Below are 20,329 nucleotides of genomic sequence, written 5' to 3' on the forward strand. Positions count from 1 at the left end.
CAAGCCTCCTCCCACATTTGACTGTGTTCGCTATCAAATTGTGGGAGGGGCTTGCCCCCGATAAGGCCATCAGCCCTAACGGAAAAGCCTACTGACCCGCCACCTTCTCCGACTTGCCGTCATAGCGCTTGCGCCATTCAGTCAGGATGCTGTCGCGGTTCTTCGACGCCCAGGCAAAGTCATTCTTGATCAGCCGCTGCTCATAATCGGCGGGTAACTCGGTCTGCGGCTTGGCAATCCCTGGCTGGGCCAGCACCGCGAAGTTGTCCTTGTACAGTTCCATCGCCGCCGGGCTGGCGGAAAAGTCTGCGAGTTTTCTGGCGGCATCGGCGTGGCTTGTGCCCTTGATCACCGCCGTGGCTTCGATGTCCCAGCCCAGGCCTTCCTTCGGCAAGATGATGTCCAGCGGAGCCCCCTGACGCTTCAACTGCACGGCTGGGTATTCAAACGAAATACCAATCGGAAACTCCCCGGACGCCGCCAGCTTGCACGGCTTGGAGCCGGAGTGAACGTACTGCCCGATGTTCTGGTGCAGGTCGTCCATGTACCGCCAGCCTTGTTTCTCGCCGAAGGTTTGCAACCAGGCGCTCACGTCCAGAAAGCCGGTGCCCGAGGACGCCGGGTTGGGCATGACGATCTTGCCTTTGTATTCAGGCTTGGTCAGGTCCTGCCAACTCACCGGCTTGCTCAGGCCCTGTTTCTCGGCTTCGACGGTGTTGAAGCAAATGGTCGCGGCCCACACGTCCATGCCGACCCAGGCCGGTGGGTTGGCGGCGTCGCGGTAGTTCTTGCCGATCTTGTCCAGGTCTTTCGGGGCATAGCTGTCGAGCATGCCTTGTTGATCGAGAATCGCCAAGCTGGAGGCGGCCAGGCCCCACACCACATCGGCCTGCGGGCGGTCTTTTTCGGCCAGCAGCTTGGCGGTGATGATGCCGGTGGAATCGCGCACCCACTTGATCTCGACGTCCGGGTTGGCCTGCTCGAAGGCCTTTTTGTAGGTTTTCAATTGCTCGGCTTCAAGGGCCGTGTACACAGTCAGTTCGGTTTTGGCGAACGCATTCAGGCTGAATGCAGTGAGTACGGCAGCGACCAGCGCCAGTGGCTTGAACATCGAATACCTCCTTTGAAGAGTCATTGCCCGGGCGCGGTTTGGCGCCAGGCTTGGGAGCGGCGCAAGGCGCCACGTGAGGCCCACGCCAGCAACAGCGAGACGCTGCCTGAGGTGAACAGAATCAGAGTCGACATGGCCGCCGCGCCGCCCACATTGCCGGCGTCATCCATGTTCAACACGGCGACGGCGGCGAGGATGGTGTCGGGGCTGTAGAGGAAGATCGCGGCAGAGACGGTGGTCATAGCCGACACGAACAGGTACCGCAGGATGTCCAGCAGCGCGGGCAGGCAGATCGGCACCGTCACTTTCAGGTAATGGCGGTAGAGCGGCGCCTTGAGGGACAGTGCGGCGGCTTCGAACTCGACGTCCAGCTGGCGCAGCGCGGTGGTGGCGGTCATCTGCGCAGTGGTCAAATAATGCGCAATGGTGCACACCACCAGCAGCGCCATGCTGCCGTAGAACACGTGCAGCGGGTTGCCGCCGAGGTTGAAAAAGAACACGTAGCCCAGGCCCAACACCAGGCCAGGCACAGCCATCGGCACAAAGCTGAGCAGGCGCAGGGCCAGGTTCAGGCCCTGTTGGCCCCTGGTTTTTTCCATCAGGTAGGCGCCGGTGAAAATCAGCACACTGCCAATCAGCGCCGTGCACAGCGCCAGGGTCAGGCTGTTGCGGTAGGCCAGCCAGCCGCCGCCGGCGGTGTCTTCGAACTGGTAGTGGTTCAACGACAGCGACAGGTTGTAGGGCCAGAATTTGACCAGCGAGGAGTACACGGCCATGCCGAACACCAACAGCAGTGCCGCGCAGATCAGCAGCACGACCGCCAGGTAGCAGCCGTCCCTTGAACGCGACGGCAGCGGTTGGAACACCTGCGCGCGGCCGCTCATGGCATCACCCTGACGGCGCCGCAACCACGCATCCACGCCAAAGCTGAACAGCGCCGGCAATAGCAGCACCATGCCGATCAAGGCGCCACGACCGAACTGTTGCTGGCCGACCACCGCTTTGTAGGCCTCCAGCGCCAGCACCTGATAGTCCCCGCCTACCACCACGGGCACGCCGAAGTCGGTGATGGTCAGGGTGAACACCAGGCAGAACGCCGCGAACACCGCCTGGCGCGTGGCCGGCCAGGTGATGCTGCGAAACGCCCGGGCGGGGCTGGCGCCCATGCTGGAGGCGGCGTCGAACAAGCGCGCATCCGCCAGCGACAAGGCAGACAGCAGAATCATCAGGGCATGTGGGAAGGTGTAAATCACTTCGCCCAGCACAATGCCCCAGAAGCCGTAGATATTGTCCGAGAGCAGACCGCGCAACAGCCCCTGGTTGCCGAACAGATACACCAGCGCGATGCCCGGCAACATCGAAGGCGCCATCAACGGCAGCAGCGACACGCCGCGCCAGATCACCTTGCCCGGAATCAACGTGCGCTGCAGCGCGTAGGCAAACAGATAGGCCAGCGGTACGACGAAGGCCGCGACGCTCAGGGAGACTTTCAGGCTGTTGCCCAGTAACCAGTGGAAGTTGGCACTGCTCAGCAGTTCCCGTGCGGCCACCAGGCCGCCGCCCTGCCCGGCTTCGCTGCTGAAGCCGCGCCAGAAGATCGCCAGCAGCGGCAGCAGCACCGCCACGACCAACAGGCCCAGCCAGAGTACTTTGCCGCCGACCACGAACAGGCGGTCGCCCATTTCAGCGCGGGAGACCGTGCGCGGTAGCGTCAATGCGCTGTCCACGGCCATCTCAGGCAAACACCTGCAAGCTGCGCGGCGGCAAGGCCACCAGAATGTTCTGGGCGCCCAGACGCGGCATGGCTTCCGGTGCCAGCTCGGCCAGCAGCGGGTGGCCCGGCAACTGCTCCAGCTCGAAACTCATGCGGCAGCGGTTGCCCAGAAAGGTAATCTCGCGGACTTTGGCCGGGAACAGATTTTCTTCATGCACCGGCGGGTTCACGCTGATCGCTTCCGGGCGGCAGAACAGGCGACCGGAGGCGGCCTGGCCGGCGTCGTCGGCCAGGCGCATATTCATGCCGCCGACCTGGGCATGGCTGGCGCTGTTGCGACTGAACGGCAGCCAGTTGCCCTGGCCGACGAACTCGGCCACGAACGGCGTGGCCGGGCGGTCGTAAATTTCCTGCGGTGTGGCGTACTGCTCGACCTTGCCGTTGTTCATTACCGCGATGCGGTCGGCCATCAACATGGCCTCGTCCTGATTGTGGGTGACCATCAGCGTGGTGATGCCCAGGCGGCGTTGGAGTTGGCGCAGCTCGGTACACAGGTGCTCGCGAACCCGCGCGTCGAGGGCCGACATGGGTTCATCGAGCAGCAATAACGACGGCGCAGGCGCCAGGGCCCGCGCCAGGGCGACACGTTGTTGCTGGCCACCGGAGAGTTGGCCGGGGTATTTCTTTTCGCTGCCGAGCAGGCCCACCAGTTCGAGCATTTGCCCGACGCGCGTGCGCACTTCATCACGACCACAGCCGGTGAGGCCGTAGCCGATGTTCGCTTCAACGGTCAGGTTGGGAAACAGCGCGTAGGACTGAAACAAAATGCCGTAGTCCCGCGCCTGGGGTGGCAGCGCGGAAACATCGCGCTCGCCCAGGTAAAGCTCGCCGCTATCCTGGCGCTCAAGGCCGGCGATGCAACGCAGCAAGGTGGTCTTGCCGCAGCCGGACGGGCCCAGCAGGCACACCAGTTCGCCAGCGGAAACGTCCAGGGACACATTGTCCAAGGCGGTAAAGGCGCCGAAGCGTTTCTGGATACCGCGCACCTTCATCGGCGCGCCGGGCTGGGTCAGGGCTGTGTTCATGCTAGGCACCTCATCGAACGGATGAAGGCCATGCTAGGGAGGGAATGCGTCGCGGATGTGGCAGGAAGGCAAAAGGGAGTGATAGGGGTATTGGTGGATTTGGGTAGGGCTCACAGACTGAGGTGCCTGGCCTACTGCTATCGGGGGCAAGCCCTCTCCCACATTTCGATTTGTGAATGCAGTCGAGTGTGGGAGGGGGCTTGCCCCCGATTGGCCTTCAAGTCAGCCACAAGCCTCTAGATGGGCGACATTTCCTGCGCCAGCCCCAGAAACGCCGCCGGCAGGCGTGCGGCTTTTCGCTCTTTGAGGCAGTACAGGTACTCCGGAATCTGCGGCGCGTTCTCGAGGGTCAGCACCCGCAACTGCGGATCATGGGGCACCTCCTGGCGCGCAATGATGCTGATGCCGATATTACGCAGCACCGCCTCGCGGATCGACTCACGACTGCCAATCTCCAGCAGCGGCCCATAACTGACGCCCGCGCCCTGCAGCATCTCTTCCGTCAGCCGGCGGGTGGTGGAGCCCGCTTCACGCATCAACAGCGTGTGCCCGGCCAGCGCCGTCAACGGCACATGGTCGAGCTTGGCCAGTGGATGGTTGCGATGCACCGCCAGCACCAGAGGATCAGTGCCCAGCACGCGGCGGACCAGACGGGTGTCTTCCAGCAATTGCGACGAGGCGGCGACGTCGACGCGGTAGTCGTCCAGCGCTTCGAGCACCTGCTGGGAATTGCCGATTTCCACCGACACCTCCACCTGCGGCAGGCGTTCGCGAAAGGCTTTGACCAGATCCAGGATGTAATACGGCGCGGTGGCGGCAATCCGCAAGGCGCCTTGGACCTGCCCGTTGTTGCGCAGGAAAAACTCGATATCCGCTTCCTGCTGCAGCAGCGTCTTGACCATCGGCAACAGCCGCGCGCCTTCATCGCTGACGGTGAGGCGGCGGCCGCCACGGTAGAACAGTTCAACGCCGTATTGGCTTTCCAGGTTGCGGATCTGGGTGGTGACCGTAGGCTGGCTCAGGCCGAGTTTCTTCGCCGCCTGGGTAATGCTGCCCAGGCGGGCAACCATGAAAAACGCCTTCAGCTCAGCACTCAGCACACCACCCTCTCATCGTCTATTTGCGCAACAGGCGCAGGCCATTGAACACCACCAGCAGGCTGACGCCCATGTCAGCGAACACCGCCATCCACATGGTCGCCATGCCCAGGAAGGTGACAGCCAGGAAGATGGCCTTGATCACCAGCGCCAGGGCGATGTTCTGCTTGAGGATACTCGACGTTTGCCTGGAGAGCCGAATGAATGCCGGAATCTTGCGCAGGTCATCGTCCATCAGCGCCACGTCGGCGGTTTCGATGGCGGTGTCGGTGCCTGCCGCGGCCATGGCAAAGCCGATTTCGGCGCGAGCCAGGGCCGGGGCGTCGTTGATGCCGTCGCCGACCATGCCGACGCGGCGGCCTTGGCCGTAGAGCGTTTCGATCGCTTGCAGTTTATCGGTGGGCAGCAAGTCACCCTGGGCCTGGTCGATACCGACCTGAGCGGCAATCGCCTGGGCGGTGTGGGTGTTGTCGCCGGTAAGCATCAGGGTCTTGACGCCCAGGTCATGCAGTTGCTGGATGGCTTCGCGGCTGCTGTCCTTGACGGTGTCAGCCACCGCGAACAGTGCCAGCGGGCCCGACTTGTCCAGCAGCAACACCACGGACTTGCCCTGCTTTTCCAGGGCGAAGAGTTTTTCTTCCAGCGCAGGCGAGCACAGCCCCAGGTCTTCCACCAGACGGTGGTTGCCCAGGTGGTAGGTTTCGCCGTTTATGTCACCGCGCACACCACGACCGGCCAACGCCGCGAAGTTATCCACAACGTGGGACGGCAGGTTTTTATCCGCCGCCGCGTTGGCGATTGCCAGGGACACCGGGTGGTCGGAGCGGCCCGCCAAGCTCGCCGCCAGGGCCGGCGCGCTGTCCTGCACGGTGGCGAACAGCGGCAAGTAGTCGGTTTGCACCGGCTTGCCGTGGGTGATGGTGCCGGTCTTGTCCAGGGCGAGGTAGTCCAGCTTGTAACCGCCCTCCAAGTACACGCCGCCCTTGATCAAAATGCCCTTGCGCGCCGCCGCCGCGAGGCCGCTGACAATGGTCACCGGGGTGGAAATCACCAGGGCGCACGGGCAGGCCACCACCAGCAACACCAGGGCGCGGTAGATCCAGTCGAACCAGACCCCTGCCATGAACAACGGCGGTATGAGCGCCACGCCCAGGGCAAACACAAACACAGCGGGCGTATAGACCTTGGAGAAGCTGTCGACAAAACGCTGGGTCGGTGCCCGGGCGCCCTGGGCCTGCTCCACCGCATGGATGATCCGTGCCAGGGTGGAATTGTTGGCCGCAGCCGTCACCTTGTATTCCAGGGAACCGGCCTGATTGATCGTACCGGCGAAGACTTTATCGCCCACGGTCTTTTCGATCGGCAGGCTTTCACCGGTGATCGGCGCCTGGTCGATGGTGGATTGCCCAGCTGTGACTTCGCCGTCCAGGCCGATGCGCTCGCCGGGTTTTACCCGCACGATGGCGCCCAGATCGATACTTTTAACTTCCTGTTCCGACCAGGAACCATCGGCCTGCCGCACCGTGGCCTGCTCCGGGGTCATTTGCATCAGGCCGCTGATGGCATTGCGCGCCCGGTCCAGGGACTTGGCTTCGATCAGCTCGGCCACAGTAAACAGAAACATCACCATCGCCGCTTCCGGCCATTGGCCAATCAGCACGGCGCCGGTCACCGCGATGCTCATCAGCGCGTTGATGTTCAGGTTCAGGTTTTTCAGGGCAATCCAGCCCTTTTTGTAGGTGGTGAGGCCGCCGCTGAGGATCGACACCAGCGCCACCAGGGCGATCACCCAGGTCGGTGCCACGCCGCTGAAATGCAGGACTTCGGCGCCCAACGCACCCACGCCCGACACGGCCAGCGGCCACCAATGCTTCTTGGCGGGCGGCGCGGCGGCGGGGGCGCCTTCTTCGATGGGGTCGGCCTGCATGCCGATGGATTTGATCGCCTCGATGATCGGCGCCGTGCTCGGCAAGTCATGGGTGACGCCGAGGATGCGGTTGATCAGGTTGAATTCCAGCTGCTGCACCCCGGCGAGCTTGCCCAGCTTGTTCTGGATCAGCGTCTGTTCGGTGGGGCAATCCATCGCTTCGATGCGAAAGGTGCTCAGGCGCGAACCGGCGGTGGGGGCCTCGCTCAGCTTTACCGTTGCCGGCGCCGGGGTGCCGGAGCAGCAGGCGCCGCCATGGTCATGCACCGGTTTGAGCTTGTGCTCGCCGTGATCGTGGTCGTGCTTGTGCGGGGTGTGGAGGGAATCGCTCATGGTGTCGCGTCCGAAGAAGTGCCTGTTGCCAAGTAAAGACCCTGTAGCCACTATAGGGTCAAGCACCCATTTGGAGATTGCTGCGATGAAGATCGGCGAACTGGCCAAACTGACCGACTGCCCCGTGGAAACCATCCGCTATTACGAGAAGGAAGGCCTGCTGCCACCCCCGGCGCGCACCGATGGCAACTATCGGGTGTACACCCAGGTGCACACCGAGCGGCTGATCTTTATCCGCAACTGCCGCAGCCTGGACATGACCCTGGAAGAAATCCGCAGCCTGCTCAGCCTGCGTGACAGCCCCCAGGACCAATGCGAAAGCGTGAATGCGTTGATCGACGAGCATATCCACCACGTGAAAGCGCGCATCGATGGGCTGCTGGGGTTGCAGGCGCAATTGCTGGACTTGCGACAGCGCTGTGGCGGTGGGGAGCAGTGCGGGATCTTGCAGCGGCTGGAAGTCAGCGGGAGTGTGCAGGCCAGCGAGGCGCAGCCCTCACACGTAGGCAGAAGCCACGGGCATTAATGTGGGAGGGGGCTTGCCCCCGATTACGGTGTGTCAGTCATGGAAATGCTGGCTGACACACCGCTATCGGGGGCAAGCCCCCTCCCACATTTGGCTCAGGGCAGTCTGTCAGATCGCGACGTCGGCCTTGATGCTTGGGTCTGCGTCGTAGCCCACGATTTCGAAGTCTTCGAACTTATAGTCGTAGATCGACGCCGGCTTGCGCTTGATCACCAGCTCCGGCAGCTTCTTCGGCGTGCGCGCCAGCTGGGTCTGGATCTGTTCCATGTGGTTGCTGTAGGCGTGAGTGTCACCGGTGGTGACGATGATCTCGTGAGGGATCAGGTCGCATTGCTGCGCCAGCATATGGGTGAGCAACGCCAGGGCGGCGGTGTTGTAGGGCAGGCCGAGGAACACATCGGAGCTGCGGATGTATAACTGCATCGACAGGTGACCATCGTGCACGAAGGCCTGGTACAACAGGTGGCACGGTGGCAAGGCCTGCTTGCCGTTGCGCGCGTTTTCCTGGGGGCTCTTGGTTTCGTCCGGCAGGTATTCGACGTTCCAGCCGTGGAACAGGATGCGGCGGCTGTTGGGGTTGGTCTTCAACGTCTCGACCATGTAGTCGATCTGGTTGATCTTGCCGCCGTCCTTGGTCGGCCAGGCGGTCCACTGTTCGCCGTACACCGGGCCCAGGTCGCCGTCTTCGGTGGCCCATTCATCCCAGATGCGCACGCCGTTTTCGTTGAGCCACTTGATGTTGGTGTTGCCGCTCAACATCCAGATCAGCTCATTGGCGATGCTTTTGAAATGCAGCTTCTTGGTGGTCAGCAGCGGGAAGCCGTCGGCCAGGTTGTGCCGATACTGGCGGGCGAACACGGCCTTGGTGCCGGTGCCGGTACGATCGCCCTTGGTCAGGCCATTGGTCACGACGTCGTGCAGGAGTTCGAGGTATTGCTTCATGTGATTACCCGTATCGTTGAAGCCAAGACCTCCTGGTCTTGGCATTCGAATTTAAAGCGTGGCGTTCTTCAGCGGTTGCGGACGGTTGTATGCCCACCACAACAGGCCCAGGCCCGCCAGGATCATCGGGATGCTGAGGACCTGCCCCATGGTCAGCCAGCCCCACGCCAGGTAGCCCAGCTGCGCATCCGGCACCCGCACGAACTCGACGATGAAGCGGAAGATGCCGTAGAACAGCGCGAACATCCCGGACACCGCCATGGTCGGCCGTGGTTTGCGCGAGAACAGATAAAGGATGAGGAACAATGCCACACCTTCCAGGGCGAACTGGTACAGCTGCGACGGATGGCGCGGCAGCTGCGCCGGGTCGCTGAACGGCGGGAACACCATGGCCCACGGCACGTCAGTGGGCTTGCCCCACAATTCAGCGTTGATGAAGTTACCGATGCGCCCGGCGCCCAGGCCGATGGGCACGAACGGGGCGACGAAGTCCATCAACTGGAAGAACGACTTGCCGTTGCGCCGGCCGAACCACCAGGCGGCAATCATCACGCCGACAAAGCCGCCGTGGAACGCCATGCCGCCCTTCCACACCTCGAAGATCAGCGTCGGGTTGGCGATATACGCCGGCAGATCGTAAAACAGCACATACCCCAGGCGTCCACCGACGATCACCCCCATCGACATCCAGAACACCATGTCGGAGAGCTTCTCCTTGGTCCAAGTCGGGTCGAAACGATTCAGGCGCCGGGAAGCCAGCAGCCAGGCACCGCCGATGCCGATCAGGTACATCAACCCGTACCAATGGATTTTCAGCGGACCGACGGCCAGGGCCACCGGGTCGATCTGCGGGTAAGGCAGCATTGCGACTCCTCGTTAAAACATTTAGTCATGACGCACCGGACCATGCCGATGCGCGATTAAGCCTGCGTTACAGCTGCGAGATCAAATTAAGAAGTTCACATACACACCAAACAGCCCGGCATGTTAACGGATGGAAGGTGCGCGGCCCAACTTCGTTACGATGGAACGCCTGCGTTTGTGTGGGTAGAGTGAGGAAAAACACACAAGGGATCGCCCGATGTGCCTGATTGTCTTTGCCTGGCGGCCGGGCCATGCCCAACCGCTGATCGTCGCGGCCAACCGCGATGAGTTCTACGCCCGGCCCAGCCTGCCGCTGGCTCAGTGGCCGGATGCGCCGCAGGTCTACGCGGGCCGCGATCAGGAAGCGGGCGGCACCTGGCTTGGGGTTAACGCCGATGGACGTTTTGCCGCGCTGACCAACATCCGCGACCCGCACCAGCCACCGTCACGCAAGTCCCGTGGCGAGCTGGTGGCGCGCTTTCTCAGTGGTTCGCTGCCGATTGACGAATATCTGGCGGACGTTAACGGACGTTCGATTGAATATGCCGGGTTTAACCTGTTAGTGGGCACGCCGGACGAGCTTTGGCATTACAACGCCAACGAGACCGCGCCGACGCGGTTGAAGCCGGGTGTCTATGGCTTGTCCAATGCCGGGCTGGATACGCCGTGGCCGAAGTTGCTCAAGGCCAAAGCGGCACTGGCTGAAATCCTCGACGATCCGCAGCCGCAAGCGTTGCTGGGGATGTTGAATGACCCGCAGACCGCACCGTTCGCTGAACTGCCGGACACCGGCGTCGGCCTGGCGACCGAGAGTTTGCTGTCGAGTGTGTTTATCGCCAGCCCCAGTTACGGAACGCGGGCGAGCACGGCGTTAATCGTCAATGCCGACGGCACGCGGCGGATGGTGGAGCGCAGTTTCGGCCCGCAGGGTGGCAGGCTGGGCGAGGTCGAACTCAATCTCTAACCCCACCAAAAATCAAATGTGGGAGGGGGCTTGCCCCCGATTACGGTATGTCAGTCAGAATATCGGGTACTGATACACCGCTATCGGGAGCAAGCCCCCTCCCACAGTTGGATGTTCATTGGCAGGTCTAAAGGGTTTTGGCGGAAGCCGGGTTGATCATCCGCGTCAGCCCCAGGTTCTTCAGCGCCAATTGCAGCGAGCTGTGGATAACTTGCGGGTTGTCGATGGTCATCAGCTCGGCCAGCAGATCCTTGGCCATGCTCAATTCAACCTGGCGCAGCATCCACTTCACTTTAGGCAGGTTGGTGGCGTTCATCGACAGGCTGTCAAAGCCCATCGCCATCAACAGCACCGCCGCCGCCGGGTCGCCGGCCATTTCACCGCAGATACTCACCGGCTTGCCTTCGGCATGGGCGTCGCGCACCACGTGCTGCAGCGCTTGCAGCACCGCCGGGTGCAGGTAGTCGTAAAGGTCGGCTACCCGTGGGTTGTTGCGGTCCACGGCCAGCAGGTACTGGGTCAGGTCGTTGGAACCTACCGACAGGAAGTCCACCTGGCGCGCCAGTTCCTTGGCCTGGTACACCGCCGCCGGGATTTCGATCATCACGCCAATCGGCGGCATCGGCACGTCGGCGCCTTCGTCGCGCACTTCACCCCAGGCACGGTGGATCAGGTGCAAGGCTTCTTCCAGCTCATGGGTGCCGGAGATCATCGGCAGCAGGATGCGCAGGTTGTTCAAGCCTTCGCTGGCCTTGAGCATGGCACGGGTCTGTACCAGGAAAATTTCAGGATGGTCGAGGGTGACGCGAATGCCGCGCCAGCCGAGGAAGGGGTTGTCTTCCTTGATCGGGAAATACGACAGTGACTTGTCGCCGCCGATATCCAGGCTGCGCATGGTCACCGGCAACGGGTGGAAGGCCTGCAGTTGCTCGCGATAAATCGCCAGCTGCTCCTTCTCGCTCGGGAAACGCTGGTTGATCATGAACGGCACTTCGGTGCGGTACAGCCCTACCCCTTCGGCGCCGCGCTGTTGCGCACGGGCCACATCGGCCAGCAGGCCGGTGTTCACCAGCAACGGCACGCGGTGACCATCGAGGGTTACGCATGGCAGTTCGCGCAACGAGTCGAGGCCCAGCGCCAGCTGTTTCTCTTCCTCAACCACTTCAGCGTACTGCTTGCGCAGTAATTCGCTGGGGTTAGTGAAGACTTCGCCGCGATGGCCATCGACGATCATGTCGATGCCGTCCACCTTGGAGTACGGCAGGTCCACCAGGCCCATCACCGTCGGAATGCCCATGGCCCGCGCCAGGATCGCCACGTGGGAGTTACCCGAGCCCAATACCGAGACCAGGCCCACCAGCTTGCCCTCAGGCACTTCGCCGAGCATGGTGGCGGTCAGTTCTTCGCTGATCAGGATGGTATTGTCGGGGTAGACCAGGTTGGTGCTGCGGTCTTCCTGCAGATAGGCCAGCAGGCGGCGACCGAGGTCACGCACATCCGAGGCACGCTCGCGCAGATAGGCGTCGTCCATCATCTCGAAACGGTTGACGTGATCGGTGACCACCTGGCGCAGCGCGCCCTGGGCCCACTGGCCGGTCTTGATCACGGTTTTGACTTCGTTACCGAGGGACGCGTCATCCAGCATCATCTGGTACACGTCGAACAGCGCACGCTCTTCGGGGCGCAACTGGGTGGCAAGCTTGGTCGACAGGTTGCGCATGTCGGCGCGCACGCCTTCGAGGGCGGTCTTGAACAGTTTGATTTCAGCGTCGATGTCATCGACGCTCTTGTCGGGCACCACATCGAGGTCGGCCGGTGGCAGCATGACCACGGCAGTACCGACGGCGGCACCCGGCGAACCCGGCACGCCGACGAACTTGGCTTCCTGGATGCCCTTGCCCTGGCGACCCAGGCCGCGAATCGAGCCCGTGGCTTCGGCGTGGGCGATAACCCCGGCGAGCTGCGCGCTCATGGTCACCAGGAAGGCTTCTTCGCCTTCGTCGAACTGGCGGCGCTCTTTCTGCTGGATGACCAGTACGCCGACGACGCGGCGGTGGTGAATGATCGGTGCGCCGAGAAACGAGGCGTAACGCTCTTCGCCGGTTTCGGCAAAGTAGCGATAACGCGGGTGATCGGCCGCGTTTTCAAGGTTCAGGGGTTCTTCACGCGTCCCCACCAGGCCCACCAGACCTTCATTGGGCGCCATGCTGACCTTGCCGATGGAGCGCTTGTTCAAGCCCTCGGTGGCCATCAGCACAAAACGGTTGGTCTCGGGGTCCAGCAGGTAAACCGAGCAGACCTGGCTGCCCATGGCTTCCTTGACGCGCAACACAATAATCCCCAACGCCGCCTTGAGATCCTTGGCGGAGTTAACTTCCTGGACGATCTTGCGCAGCGTATTGAGCATGGCTCGGGGTCGAACTCCGTCGTCAGTCGCGCGCTAAAAGGCGCGGGGCAAGCTCTTTGAGAGCGCGACGATAAACCTCGCGCTTGAATGTCACCACCTGGCCCAACGGATACCAATAACTGACCCAGCGCCAGCCATCGAACTCCGGTTTACCGGTCAAATCCATCCGCACCCGCTGCTCATTGGAGATCAGGCGCAGGAGAAACCATTTCTGCTTCTGGCCGATACACAGCGGTTGGCTGTGGGTACGCACCAGGCGTTGCGGCAAACGATAGCGCAACCAGCCACGGGTGCAGGCCAGAATTTGCACATCTTCGCGCTCAAGGCCGACTTCTTCGTTCAACTCACGGTACAAGGCGTCTTCAGGGGTTTCGTCGGGGTTGATCCCACCTTGAGGAAACTGCCAGGCATCTTGGTTGATTCGGCGAGCCCATAGCACCTGTCCGGCATCATTCGTAAGAATAATCCCGACATTAGGACGGAAACCATCGGGGTCGATCACGGCAACAACCTCGCAAACGCATGTCACCGCATTGTTCCACAAAGCTTCATCCAGCGGCAACGAGGCTTCTTACCTTATGTGCACTCTTGTGAAAAGACCGTATTCTGGACGCCTTTTTACAGACTTTTCAGCGAGTAACTGCAATGCGCCTGGCTTTATTCGACTTGGACAATACCCTCCTGGGCGGTGACAGCGATCACGCCTGGGGCGATTACCTGTGTGAACGCAAGATTCTCGACCCGGTCGCCTACAAGGCGCGCAACGACGAGTTCTATCAGGACTACCTGGCCGGCAAGCTGGACAACGCCGCCTACCTGAACTTCTGCCTGGAAATCCTCGGCCGCACCGAGATGGCTCAATTGGATGAATGGCACAGCGACTATATGCGCGACTGCATCGAGCCGATCATGCTGCCCAAGGCCGTGGAACTGCTGGCCAAGCACCGCGCTGCCGGCGACAAGCTGGTGATCATCACCGCCACCAACCGTTTCGTCACCGCGCCGATTGCCGCACGCCTGGGCGTGGAAACCCTGATCGCCACCGAATGCGAGATGGAAAATGGCCGCTACACCGGGCGCAGCACCGATGTGCCGTGCTTTCGTGAAGGCAAGGTGACGCGTTTGAACCGTTGGCTGGAAGAGACTGGGCATAGCCTGGAAGACAGTTACTTTTATAGCGACTCGATGAATGACTTGCCGCTGCTGGAGCAGGTGACTCATCCGGTGGCGGTGGATCCGGACACGAATCTGCGGGCTGAAGCCGAGAAGCGTGGCTGGCCGGTGATTACGCTGCGCGGCTGATATAGCTATCGGGGGCAAGCCCCCTCCCACATTTGAATGCATTCCAAGTGTAGGAGGGGGCTTGCCCCCCGATGAAGTCAACTCGGTTTAAAGCCCTAAACCGGTTTAGCCCCCATCAACCCAGCAATCGCGACAAACCCCACCAGGCTGACCACCGCCAGCACCAGGGTAAAATTCACGCTACCGCCCTCGCCCTTGCGCAGCCGATTGAGCCGCGCCACCAGCCAGAACCAGGCCAACGCCGCGACGGTGTAGAGAATGCTGGAGCCCAGAATCCAGGTCTGCCCCAGCGGCCAGCCCACCAGGTGCACCATCCACCAGCCGGTAAACGGCATGCTCACCAGGCAAACCCCCATCAGCAGCCAAACGAATGCCCACGGGCGTTGCACGGTTACCGCAGGCCCGGTGCTGCGCTTGCGCCAGGCCAATATCGCCAGGCCGAGGCCGCTGAGCAGCAGCAACACCGTGGCGATGACGTGGATGACTTTGAGGGTGGTCAGCGTTTCCATGATTTCGATTCCTTGAAGGCCGCTCAGTCAGCGTAGTCGCTCAACCGAGGAACAACTGGTAGGCCGGGTTTTCGCTTTCATCCCAATACGGGTAGCCGATCTCGGCCAGCGCAGCCGGGACCAGGTGGCGCTCGTCGGCAGGCACTTGCAGGCCAGCGACCACGCGGCCGTCGGCTGCACCGTGGTTGCGGTAGTGGAACATCGAGATATTCCAGCGCCCGCCCAGCTTGTTGAGGAAGTTGAACAGTGCCCCCGGCCGTTCCGGGAATTCAAATCGAAATACCAGCTCGTCGCTGACCTTGGCCGCATGCCCGCCCACCATATGGCGGATGTGCAACTTGGCCAATTCGTTTTCGGTCAGGTCCAGCACCGGGAAACCCTGCTCGGTGAGGCTGGCGATCAACGCACTGCGCGGGTCGCTTTCCGGGTGGGTCTGCACACCGACGAAGATGTGCGCTTCGCTGCCGGTGTGATAGCGGTAGTTGAATTCGGTGATCTGGCGCTTGCCCACCGCCTCGCAGAATGCCTTGAAGCTGCCCGGCTTCTCGGGAATGGTCACGGCGATGATGGCTTCGCGGCCCTCGCCCAGCTCGGCACGTTCGGCCACGTGGCGCAGGCGGTCGAAGTTGACGTTGGCGCCAGAGTCGATGGCGACGAAGGTCTGGCCGCTCACGCCACGGGTCTCGACGTACTTCTTGATCCCGGCCACGCCCAACGCGCCCGCCGGCTCGGTGATCGAGCGCGTGTCGTCGTAGATATCCTTGATCGCCGCACAGATTTCATCGGTGCTGACGGTGATCACTTCGTCCACGTAGTCCTTGCAGATCTCGAAGGTGTAATGGCCGATCTGCGCCACCGCCACGCCGTCGGCGAAGATGCCAACGGTCGGCAGCACCACGCGCTCACCCGCCGCCATCGCAGCCTGCAGGCAGTTGGAGTCGTCCGGCTCGACGCCGATGATCTTGGTCTCCGGACGCAGGTATTTCACGTATGCCGCAATACCGGCGATCAGCCCGCCGCCGCCCACCGGTACGAAGATCGCGTCCAGGGGCCCAGGATGCTGGCGCAGAATCTCCATCGCCACGGTACCCTGCCCGGCAATGGTGTGCGGATCATCGTAGGGGTGAATGTAGACGTAGCCTTTTTCATCGACCAGCTTCAGCGAGTAGGCCAGGGCTTCCGGGAAAGAATCACCGTGCAGCACCACTTTGCCGCCACGCGAGCGCACGCCTTCGACCTTGATCTCCGGGGTGGTCTTGGGCATCACGATCGTTGCCTTGACCCCCAGCACCTTGGCCGCCAGGGCCAGGCCCTGGGCATGGTTGCCCGCCGAGGCAGTGACCACGCCGCACGCGCGCTCCTCAGCGCTGAGCTGGCACAGTTTGTTGTAGGCGCCGCGAATCTTGAACGAAAACACCGGCTGCAAGTCTTCGCGCTTGAGCCAAATCTGGTTGCCCAGCCGTTCGGAAAGCTGGCGGGCAGTCTGCAGGGGTGTTTCTACGGCAACGTCGTAAACGCGCGAGGTGAGGATCTTTTTGACGTAGTGTTCAAGCATCGGCAGGCATCTACTTCAGGGGTTGGGCAGGACCAGGGAGTCTAACCCGGCTTTTGGCCGGGAGACCACACGAATCCCAAGGTTTGTTGGGGTATACTCGCCGCCCTCGATAACTCCCCGCCCGTTCCGGAGCCCGCATGACCCAGGATCAACTCAAACAGGCAGTGGCCCAGGCCGCTGTCGATTTAATCCTTCCCAAACTCGACGACAAGAGCATCGTCGGCGTCGGCACCGGCTCCACCGCCAACTGCTTCATCGATGCGCTGGCCCTGCATAAAGGCGCGTTCGATGGCGCGGTGGCCAGCTCCGAAGCGACCGCCGCACGCCTTAAAGGCCATGGCATTCCGGTGTACGAGCTCAACACCGTGAGCGACCTGGAGTTCTACATCGACGGCGCGGACGAAAGCGACGAGCACCTGAACCTGATCAAGGGCGGCGGCGCAGCCCTGACTCGCGAGAAGATCGTCGCGGCCGTGGCCAAGACCTTCATCTGCATTGCCGACGCCAGCAAACTGGTGCCCGTACTCGGTGCGTTTCCGCTGCCGGTGGAAGTGATCCCGATGGCCCGCAGCCACGTGGCCCGCGAGCTGGTGAAACTGGGCGGCGACCCGGTGTACCGCGAAGGCGTGTTGACCGATAACGGCAATATCATCCTCGATGTGTTCAACATGCAGATCACCAACCCGGTGGAACTGGAAACCCGGATCAACGCCATCGTCGGCGTGGTCACCAACGGGCTGTTCGCCGCGCGCCCGGCGGATGTACTGCTGCTGGGTACCCCGGAAGGCGTGAAAACCCTCAAAGCTTAATAACACCGCAATTCAAATGTGGAGGGGGCAAGCCCCCTCCCACATTCAAAAAGCAAAGCGCTACTTTTCGCAGCACTCCTCGCTAAAACCGTGCGCTCTGTCACGGCCCGCCTGGTATCCAATCCGTTACAAATTACAACCAGGCGACCCACGCGTTTAACAATGCGCCAATTCGCAGCCGCCCACGGAATGAGGCGCGCATTGTGCAAAGCGTATGGGCTTGAACCGACCATCACCTCAAGGAAGACCCTGTGATAAAGCCCCTAGCCTTCGCGATCAGCGTCGCCGGCACGCTGCTGTCCACGCACCTTCAGGCCTACGATTACGGCCAGCACGCCAACACCACCCTGGAAAAACTGATCAACGATTACCCCGGTCGTTATCGCGGCACCGCCAATTTCGCCGGGGCAGCCGACTGGATGCAGAGCCAGATGGGCACGGCCTACACCCTCAGCCGCCAGAACTTCACCTGGAACAACGGCAGTCGCGCCTCGCAGAACGTAGTGGCCTACGCCGCCGGGACTAAACCGCAATATGTGGTGATCGGCGCGCATTTTGACACCTACTTCGGCCGCCCTGCCCTGCAAGGCCTGGACGACAACGGTTCCGGCGCCAGCGTGCTCACCGAGGTGGCGAAGAACCTGGGCGGGCTGCAGCTGGAAAACGGCCTGCAGGTGGTCGGCTTCGGTGCGGAGGAAGAAGGCTTGCGCGGCTCCAAGGCCTTCGTCGACTCCCTGAGCGCGAGCCAGCGCGCCAATATGCTTGCGATGATCAACCTCGACAGCCTGATCACCGGCGACATGATGTATGCCCACGCCGGGCAGAACAGCGCGACCAACCCCAGCCTGGCGGCGTTGCGCGAGCATACCTTCCAGATTGCCCGGGAACTGAATATCCCGCTGTTCACCAACCCCGGCCTGGACCCGCAATACCCCAAGGGCACCGGTTGCTGCAGCGATGGCGAACCGTTCGAACCGCTGAACATCCCGATCCTGTACATCGAGGCCACCAATTGGGAGCTGGGCGACCTGGATGGCTACACCCAGACCGACAACCCGAAAATCCCCGGCGGCTCGACCTGGCACGACCCGAACGAAGACAACAAGGCCGTGCTCACCGATGCGTTCGGCCAGGCGCGCATCGACCAGCGCCTGCGCGACTACTCGCGCCTGCTCAGCCGCCTGGTGCTGGAGCTGACCAACGCCGACTTGATGGCCTCGACCGCCTCGGGCGGCGCCGTCGCGCGCAACATGCAGGACAACCTGCAGCGCCAGCACCAGGCCAATGTGCGCCTGCATGACCGCCGTTGGCTGACCTTGCAGTCGGCCAGCCGCGACGTGGGCAGCTTCGATGGCGAGGTCGGCGTGGATGGCGAATACAACCCGGACAGCGGCTTCGACCGTGCACCCAACCCAGAGGCTCGGCAGCTGGGCCTGCATGCGCTGGGCGACTACCAGCTCAGTTCAGCCCTGAACATCGGCGCCAGCCTGAGCTACCGCAACGGCCGCGACGCGTTGGAGCACCGCGGCAAACTCGACAGCGACACCTGGCAGGCCGCCGCCTACGCCCTGCTCAATGACGGTGGCCCGAGCTGGCTGGCCGGCGACCTGAGCGTCGGCCATACGCGTTTTGATTCCAAACGCGACCTGCTGATCCAGGCCAACGGCGGGCCGGTGCTGCTCGACCAGCAACTGACCGGCAAGACGGACGCCTTGTCCTTGGGCGCACGGGTGCTGGGCGGCTATGACTTCGATTTCGGCGCCCTCCAGAGCGGCCCCTTTGCCGGGCTGGATTACAGCCACTACCGCATCGATCAGTTCCACGAAAAGCAAAACCTGCGCACCGCGCTGGACTACGAAGAACAGTCGTTCGATTCCCTGGAAGCCAGCCTGGGCTGGCGCGTGCGCGGTGCGCTCGCCCTGCCTTACGGCCTGAGCCTGATGCCTTACGGCACTATCGCGTGGGTCAGGGAACTGGCCAATGGGCGTCTGGACGACCTGCAACTGACCGCCCGCGCCGACGGCCAGGCCCGCACCGCCAAACTGGGCTCAGTCGACAAAAGTTTTGGTCGCGCGCAGCTCGGCAGCCAATTGGCGATTACTCCGCAACTGGGGGTGTACGCCGAGGTCAATGGTCGGCTCGGCCATGCCGAGGGCAGCCAGACCGGCTACTCGCTGGGCGTGCAGTGGATGTTCTGATCAGGGCTTCTTGAACACGTAGAACAGGTTTGGCTCACTGACGAGGTACAAAGTGCCCTCGTCATCCATGGCGATCCCTTCGGCCTGGGGCACACGTTTTTTCAGGCCATGGCGCCCGTTGAGCAGCGACAGACTGCTCAACGGGCGACCGTCGATATCCAGTTCCAGCACCAGAAACGACTCATCCGACAGTGCCAGCAAATGGCCGCTGCGCTCGTCGTACTGCAGGCTCGACAGGTCGCGCACGAACAACCCGGCATCGCGCTTGGGGTTGTTGATCACGTGCACCGAGTAGGTTTTTTCCGCTTTGAAATGGGGGAAGCCGTGGACCTCATAAATCACCATCGGGTCGCGTTCCTTGGCGACAAACAGGCGCTTGCCCACCGAGTCATAGGCCAGGCCCTCGAAGCCCTTGTTGCTGCCGATGTGCACGCCCAGGGTCATCTGCTCCGCATCGGCGGCGTCGAGAAACTGCGTGTCGTCGTCCACGTGTACTTTGATCAGCCGCTGTTGGCGCTCGTCGCTGATGACGTAAATGTTATCGCTGATGAACTCAACCGCCTCGGCATCGCCAAAACCCACCAGCGGAATGCGCCGCAGGATCTTGCCCTGCAGGGACAGCTCGACCAGCTCGGCATTTTTGTTGGTGACCGTAAACAGGCTTTTGCGCACCGGATCGAAAGTCAGCGCCGACACATCGTCGTCGAGCCCTTCGATCACCTGGCCTTCCAGGACGACGCGGTAATCGGCCAGGCCTATGCCACGTTCAGCCGCTGGCTGGTGCCACACCTGCCAGTTGAACCAGGCGCGTTCGAACAGACGGAACTGCTGCGCAACGATCACGGCAGCAACCAGCGCCATGCAAAGCAGGATAAAAAAAGCGGGTTTGGGGCGGGCAAGTCGGCGCATCGTGGCGGGCTCAGAGAAAAACTGGCGAATAGATATCAAGGTCGCCTGAATTTAAGCTTAAACGCACCGGGCTGTCT

Annotated in this window: 17 protein-coding genes; 5 read left to right on the forward strand and 12 right to left on the reverse strand. The window is 62.2% G+C overall.

Features of this window, described 5'->3' with window-relative positions:
* Positions 1–88 precede the first annotated feature (88 nt).
* The 5 genes from C4J94_RS25850 to C4J94_RS25870 all read right to left on the reverse strand — a co-directional run bounded on the left by C4J94_RS25850 (position 89) and on the right by C4J94_RS25870 (position 7,267).
* Positions 89–1,111: a putative 2-aminoethylphosphonate ABC transporter substrate-binding protein gene (locus C4J94_RS25850; RefSeq protein WP_124388632.1), complete on the reverse strand. Its 1,023-nt coding sequence runs from the start codon at positions 1,109–1,111 to the stop codon at positions 89–91.
* A gap of 20 nt (positions 1,112–1,131) precedes the next feature.
* Positions 1,132–2,844 (reverse strand): putative 2-aminoethylphosphonate ABC transporter permease subunit, encoded by a 1,713-nt coding sequence (locus C4J94_RS25855; protein ID WP_124388633.1) that lies wholly within the window; start codon positions 2,842–2,844, stop codon positions 1,132–1,134.
* A gap of 1 nt (position 2,845) precedes the next feature.
* Complete coding sequence (locus tag C4J94_RS25860; RefSeq protein WP_124388634.1) at positions 2,846–3,910, reverse strand: putative 2-aminoethylphosphonate ABC transporter ATP-binding protein; 1,065 nt, start codon at positions 3,908–3,910, stop codon at positions 2,846–2,848.
* Positions 3,911–4,146: 236 nt separating this feature from the next.
* Positions 4,147–5,010: a LysR family transcriptional regulator gene (locus C4J94_RS25865; RefSeq protein WP_124388635.1), complete on the reverse strand. Its 864-nt coding sequence runs from the start codon at positions 5,008–5,010 to the stop codon at positions 4,147–4,149.
* Positions 5,011–5,026: 16 nt separating this feature from the next.
* Entirely contained in the window at positions 5,027–7,267 is a 2,241-nt protein-coding gene (locus C4J94_RS25870) for a heavy metal translocating P-type ATPase (RefSeq protein WP_124388636.1), read from the reverse strand.
* 85 nt (positions 7,268–7,352) lie between these two features.
* On the opposite strand from C4J94_RS25870, the gene cadR reads away from it, so the two are divergent.
* A complete protein-coding gene (gene cadR / locus C4J94_RS25875; RefSeq protein WP_124388637.1) occupies positions 7,353–7,793 on the forward strand; it encodes a Cd(II)/Pb(II)-responsive transcriptional regulator in 441 nt (146 codons plus the stop codon).
* A 108-nt stretch (positions 7,794–7,901) separates the two neighbouring features.
* Here cadR and C4J94_RS25880 read toward each other — a convergent pair whose 3' ends face one another.
* Together C4J94_RS25880 and lgt are read right to left on the reverse strand one after the other, a co-directional pair.
* Complete coding sequence (locus tag C4J94_RS25880) at positions 7,902–8,735, reverse strand: thymidylate synthase (RefSeq protein WP_124364845.1); 834 nt, start codon at positions 8,733–8,735, stop codon at positions 7,902–7,904.
* 51 nt (positions 8,736–8,786) lie between these two features.
* On the reverse strand, positions 8,787–9,599 hold the full coding sequence (lgt, locus tag C4J94_RS25885) for a prolipoprotein diacylglyceryl transferase (protein WP_124388638.1): 813 nt from the start codon (positions 9,597–9,599) through the stop codon (positions 8,787–8,789).
* A 217-nt stretch (positions 9,600–9,816) separates the two neighbouring features.
* On the opposite strand from lgt, the gene C4J94_RS25890 reads away from it, so the two are divergent.
* Positions 9,817–10,563, forward strand: a complete 747-nt coding sequence (locus C4J94_RS25890) for an NRDE family protein (protein WP_124388639.1) — start codon at positions 9,817–9,819, stop codon at positions 10,561–10,563.
* 127 nt (positions 10,564–10,690) lie between these two features.
* Here C4J94_RS25890 and ptsP read toward each other — a convergent pair whose 3' ends face one another.
* Positions 10,691–12,970, reverse strand: coding sequence for a phosphoenolpyruvate--protein phosphotransferase (gene ptsP, locus C4J94_RS25895; protein ID WP_124388640.1), 2,280 nt, complete (start codon positions 12,968–12,970; stop codon positions 10,691–10,693).
* 22 nt (positions 12,971–12,992) lie between these two features.
* Positions 12,993–13,472, reverse strand: a complete 480-nt coding sequence (locus tag C4J94_RS25900; protein WP_003176750.1) for an RNA pyrophosphohydrolase — start codon at positions 13,470–13,472, stop codon at positions 12,993–12,995.
* Positions 13,473–13,615: 143 nt separating this feature from the next.
* Between C4J94_RS25900 and C4J94_RS25905 the strand changes: the two genes are divergently transcribed.
* Positions 13,616–14,272 carry an HAD family phosphatase gene (locus C4J94_RS25905; protein ID WP_124388641.1) on the forward strand — a complete coding sequence of 219 codons (657 nt, stop codon included), beginning with the start codon at positions 13,616–13,618 and terminating at the stop codon, positions 14,270–14,272.
* 95 nt (positions 14,273–14,367) lie between these two features.
* Here C4J94_RS25905 and C4J94_RS25910 read toward each other — a convergent pair whose 3' ends face one another.
* Together C4J94_RS25910 and ilvA are read right to left on the reverse strand one after the other, a co-directional pair.
* A complete protein-coding gene (locus C4J94_RS25910; protein WP_124388642.1) occupies positions 14,368–14,781 on the reverse strand; it encodes a DUF2269 family protein in 414 nt (137 codons plus the stop codon).
* Positions 14,782–14,821: 40 nt separating this feature from the next.
* A complete protein-coding gene (gene ilvA, locus C4J94_RS25915; protein WP_124388643.1) occupies positions 14,822–16,336 on the reverse strand; it encodes a threonine ammonia-lyase, biosynthetic in 1,515 nt (504 codons plus the stop codon).
* A gap of 137 nt (positions 16,337–16,473) precedes the next feature.
* On the opposite strand from ilvA, the gene rpiA reads away from it, so the two are divergent.
* Both rpiA and C4J94_RS25925 read left to right on the forward strand, forming a co-directional pair.
* Positions 16,474–17,145, forward strand: a complete 672-nt coding sequence (gene rpiA, locus C4J94_RS25920; RefSeq protein ID WP_124388644.1) for a ribose-5-phosphate isomerase RpiA — start codon at positions 16,474–16,476, stop codon at positions 17,143–17,145.
* A 251-nt stretch (positions 17,146–17,396) separates the two neighbouring features.
* Positions 17,397–19,343: an autotransporter domain-containing protein gene (locus C4J94_RS25925; protein WP_124388645.1), complete on the forward strand. Its 1,947-nt coding sequence runs from the start codon at positions 17,397–17,399 to the stop codon at positions 19,341–19,343.
* Here the strand turns inward: C4J94_RS25925 and C4J94_RS25930 are convergent, their stop codons facing one another.
* Entirely contained in the window at positions 19,344–20,252 is a 909-nt protein-coding gene (locus C4J94_RS25930) for an SdiA-regulated domain-containing protein (protein WP_124388646.1), read from the reverse strand.
* Between the last annotated feature and the right edge of the window lie 77 nt (positions 20,253–20,329).

This window comes from Pseudomonas sp. R5-89-07 (assembly GCF_003851685.1).
Classification (GTDB): domain Bacteria; phylum Pseudomonadota; class Gammaproteobacteria; order Pseudomonadales; family Pseudomonadaceae; genus Aquipseudomonas.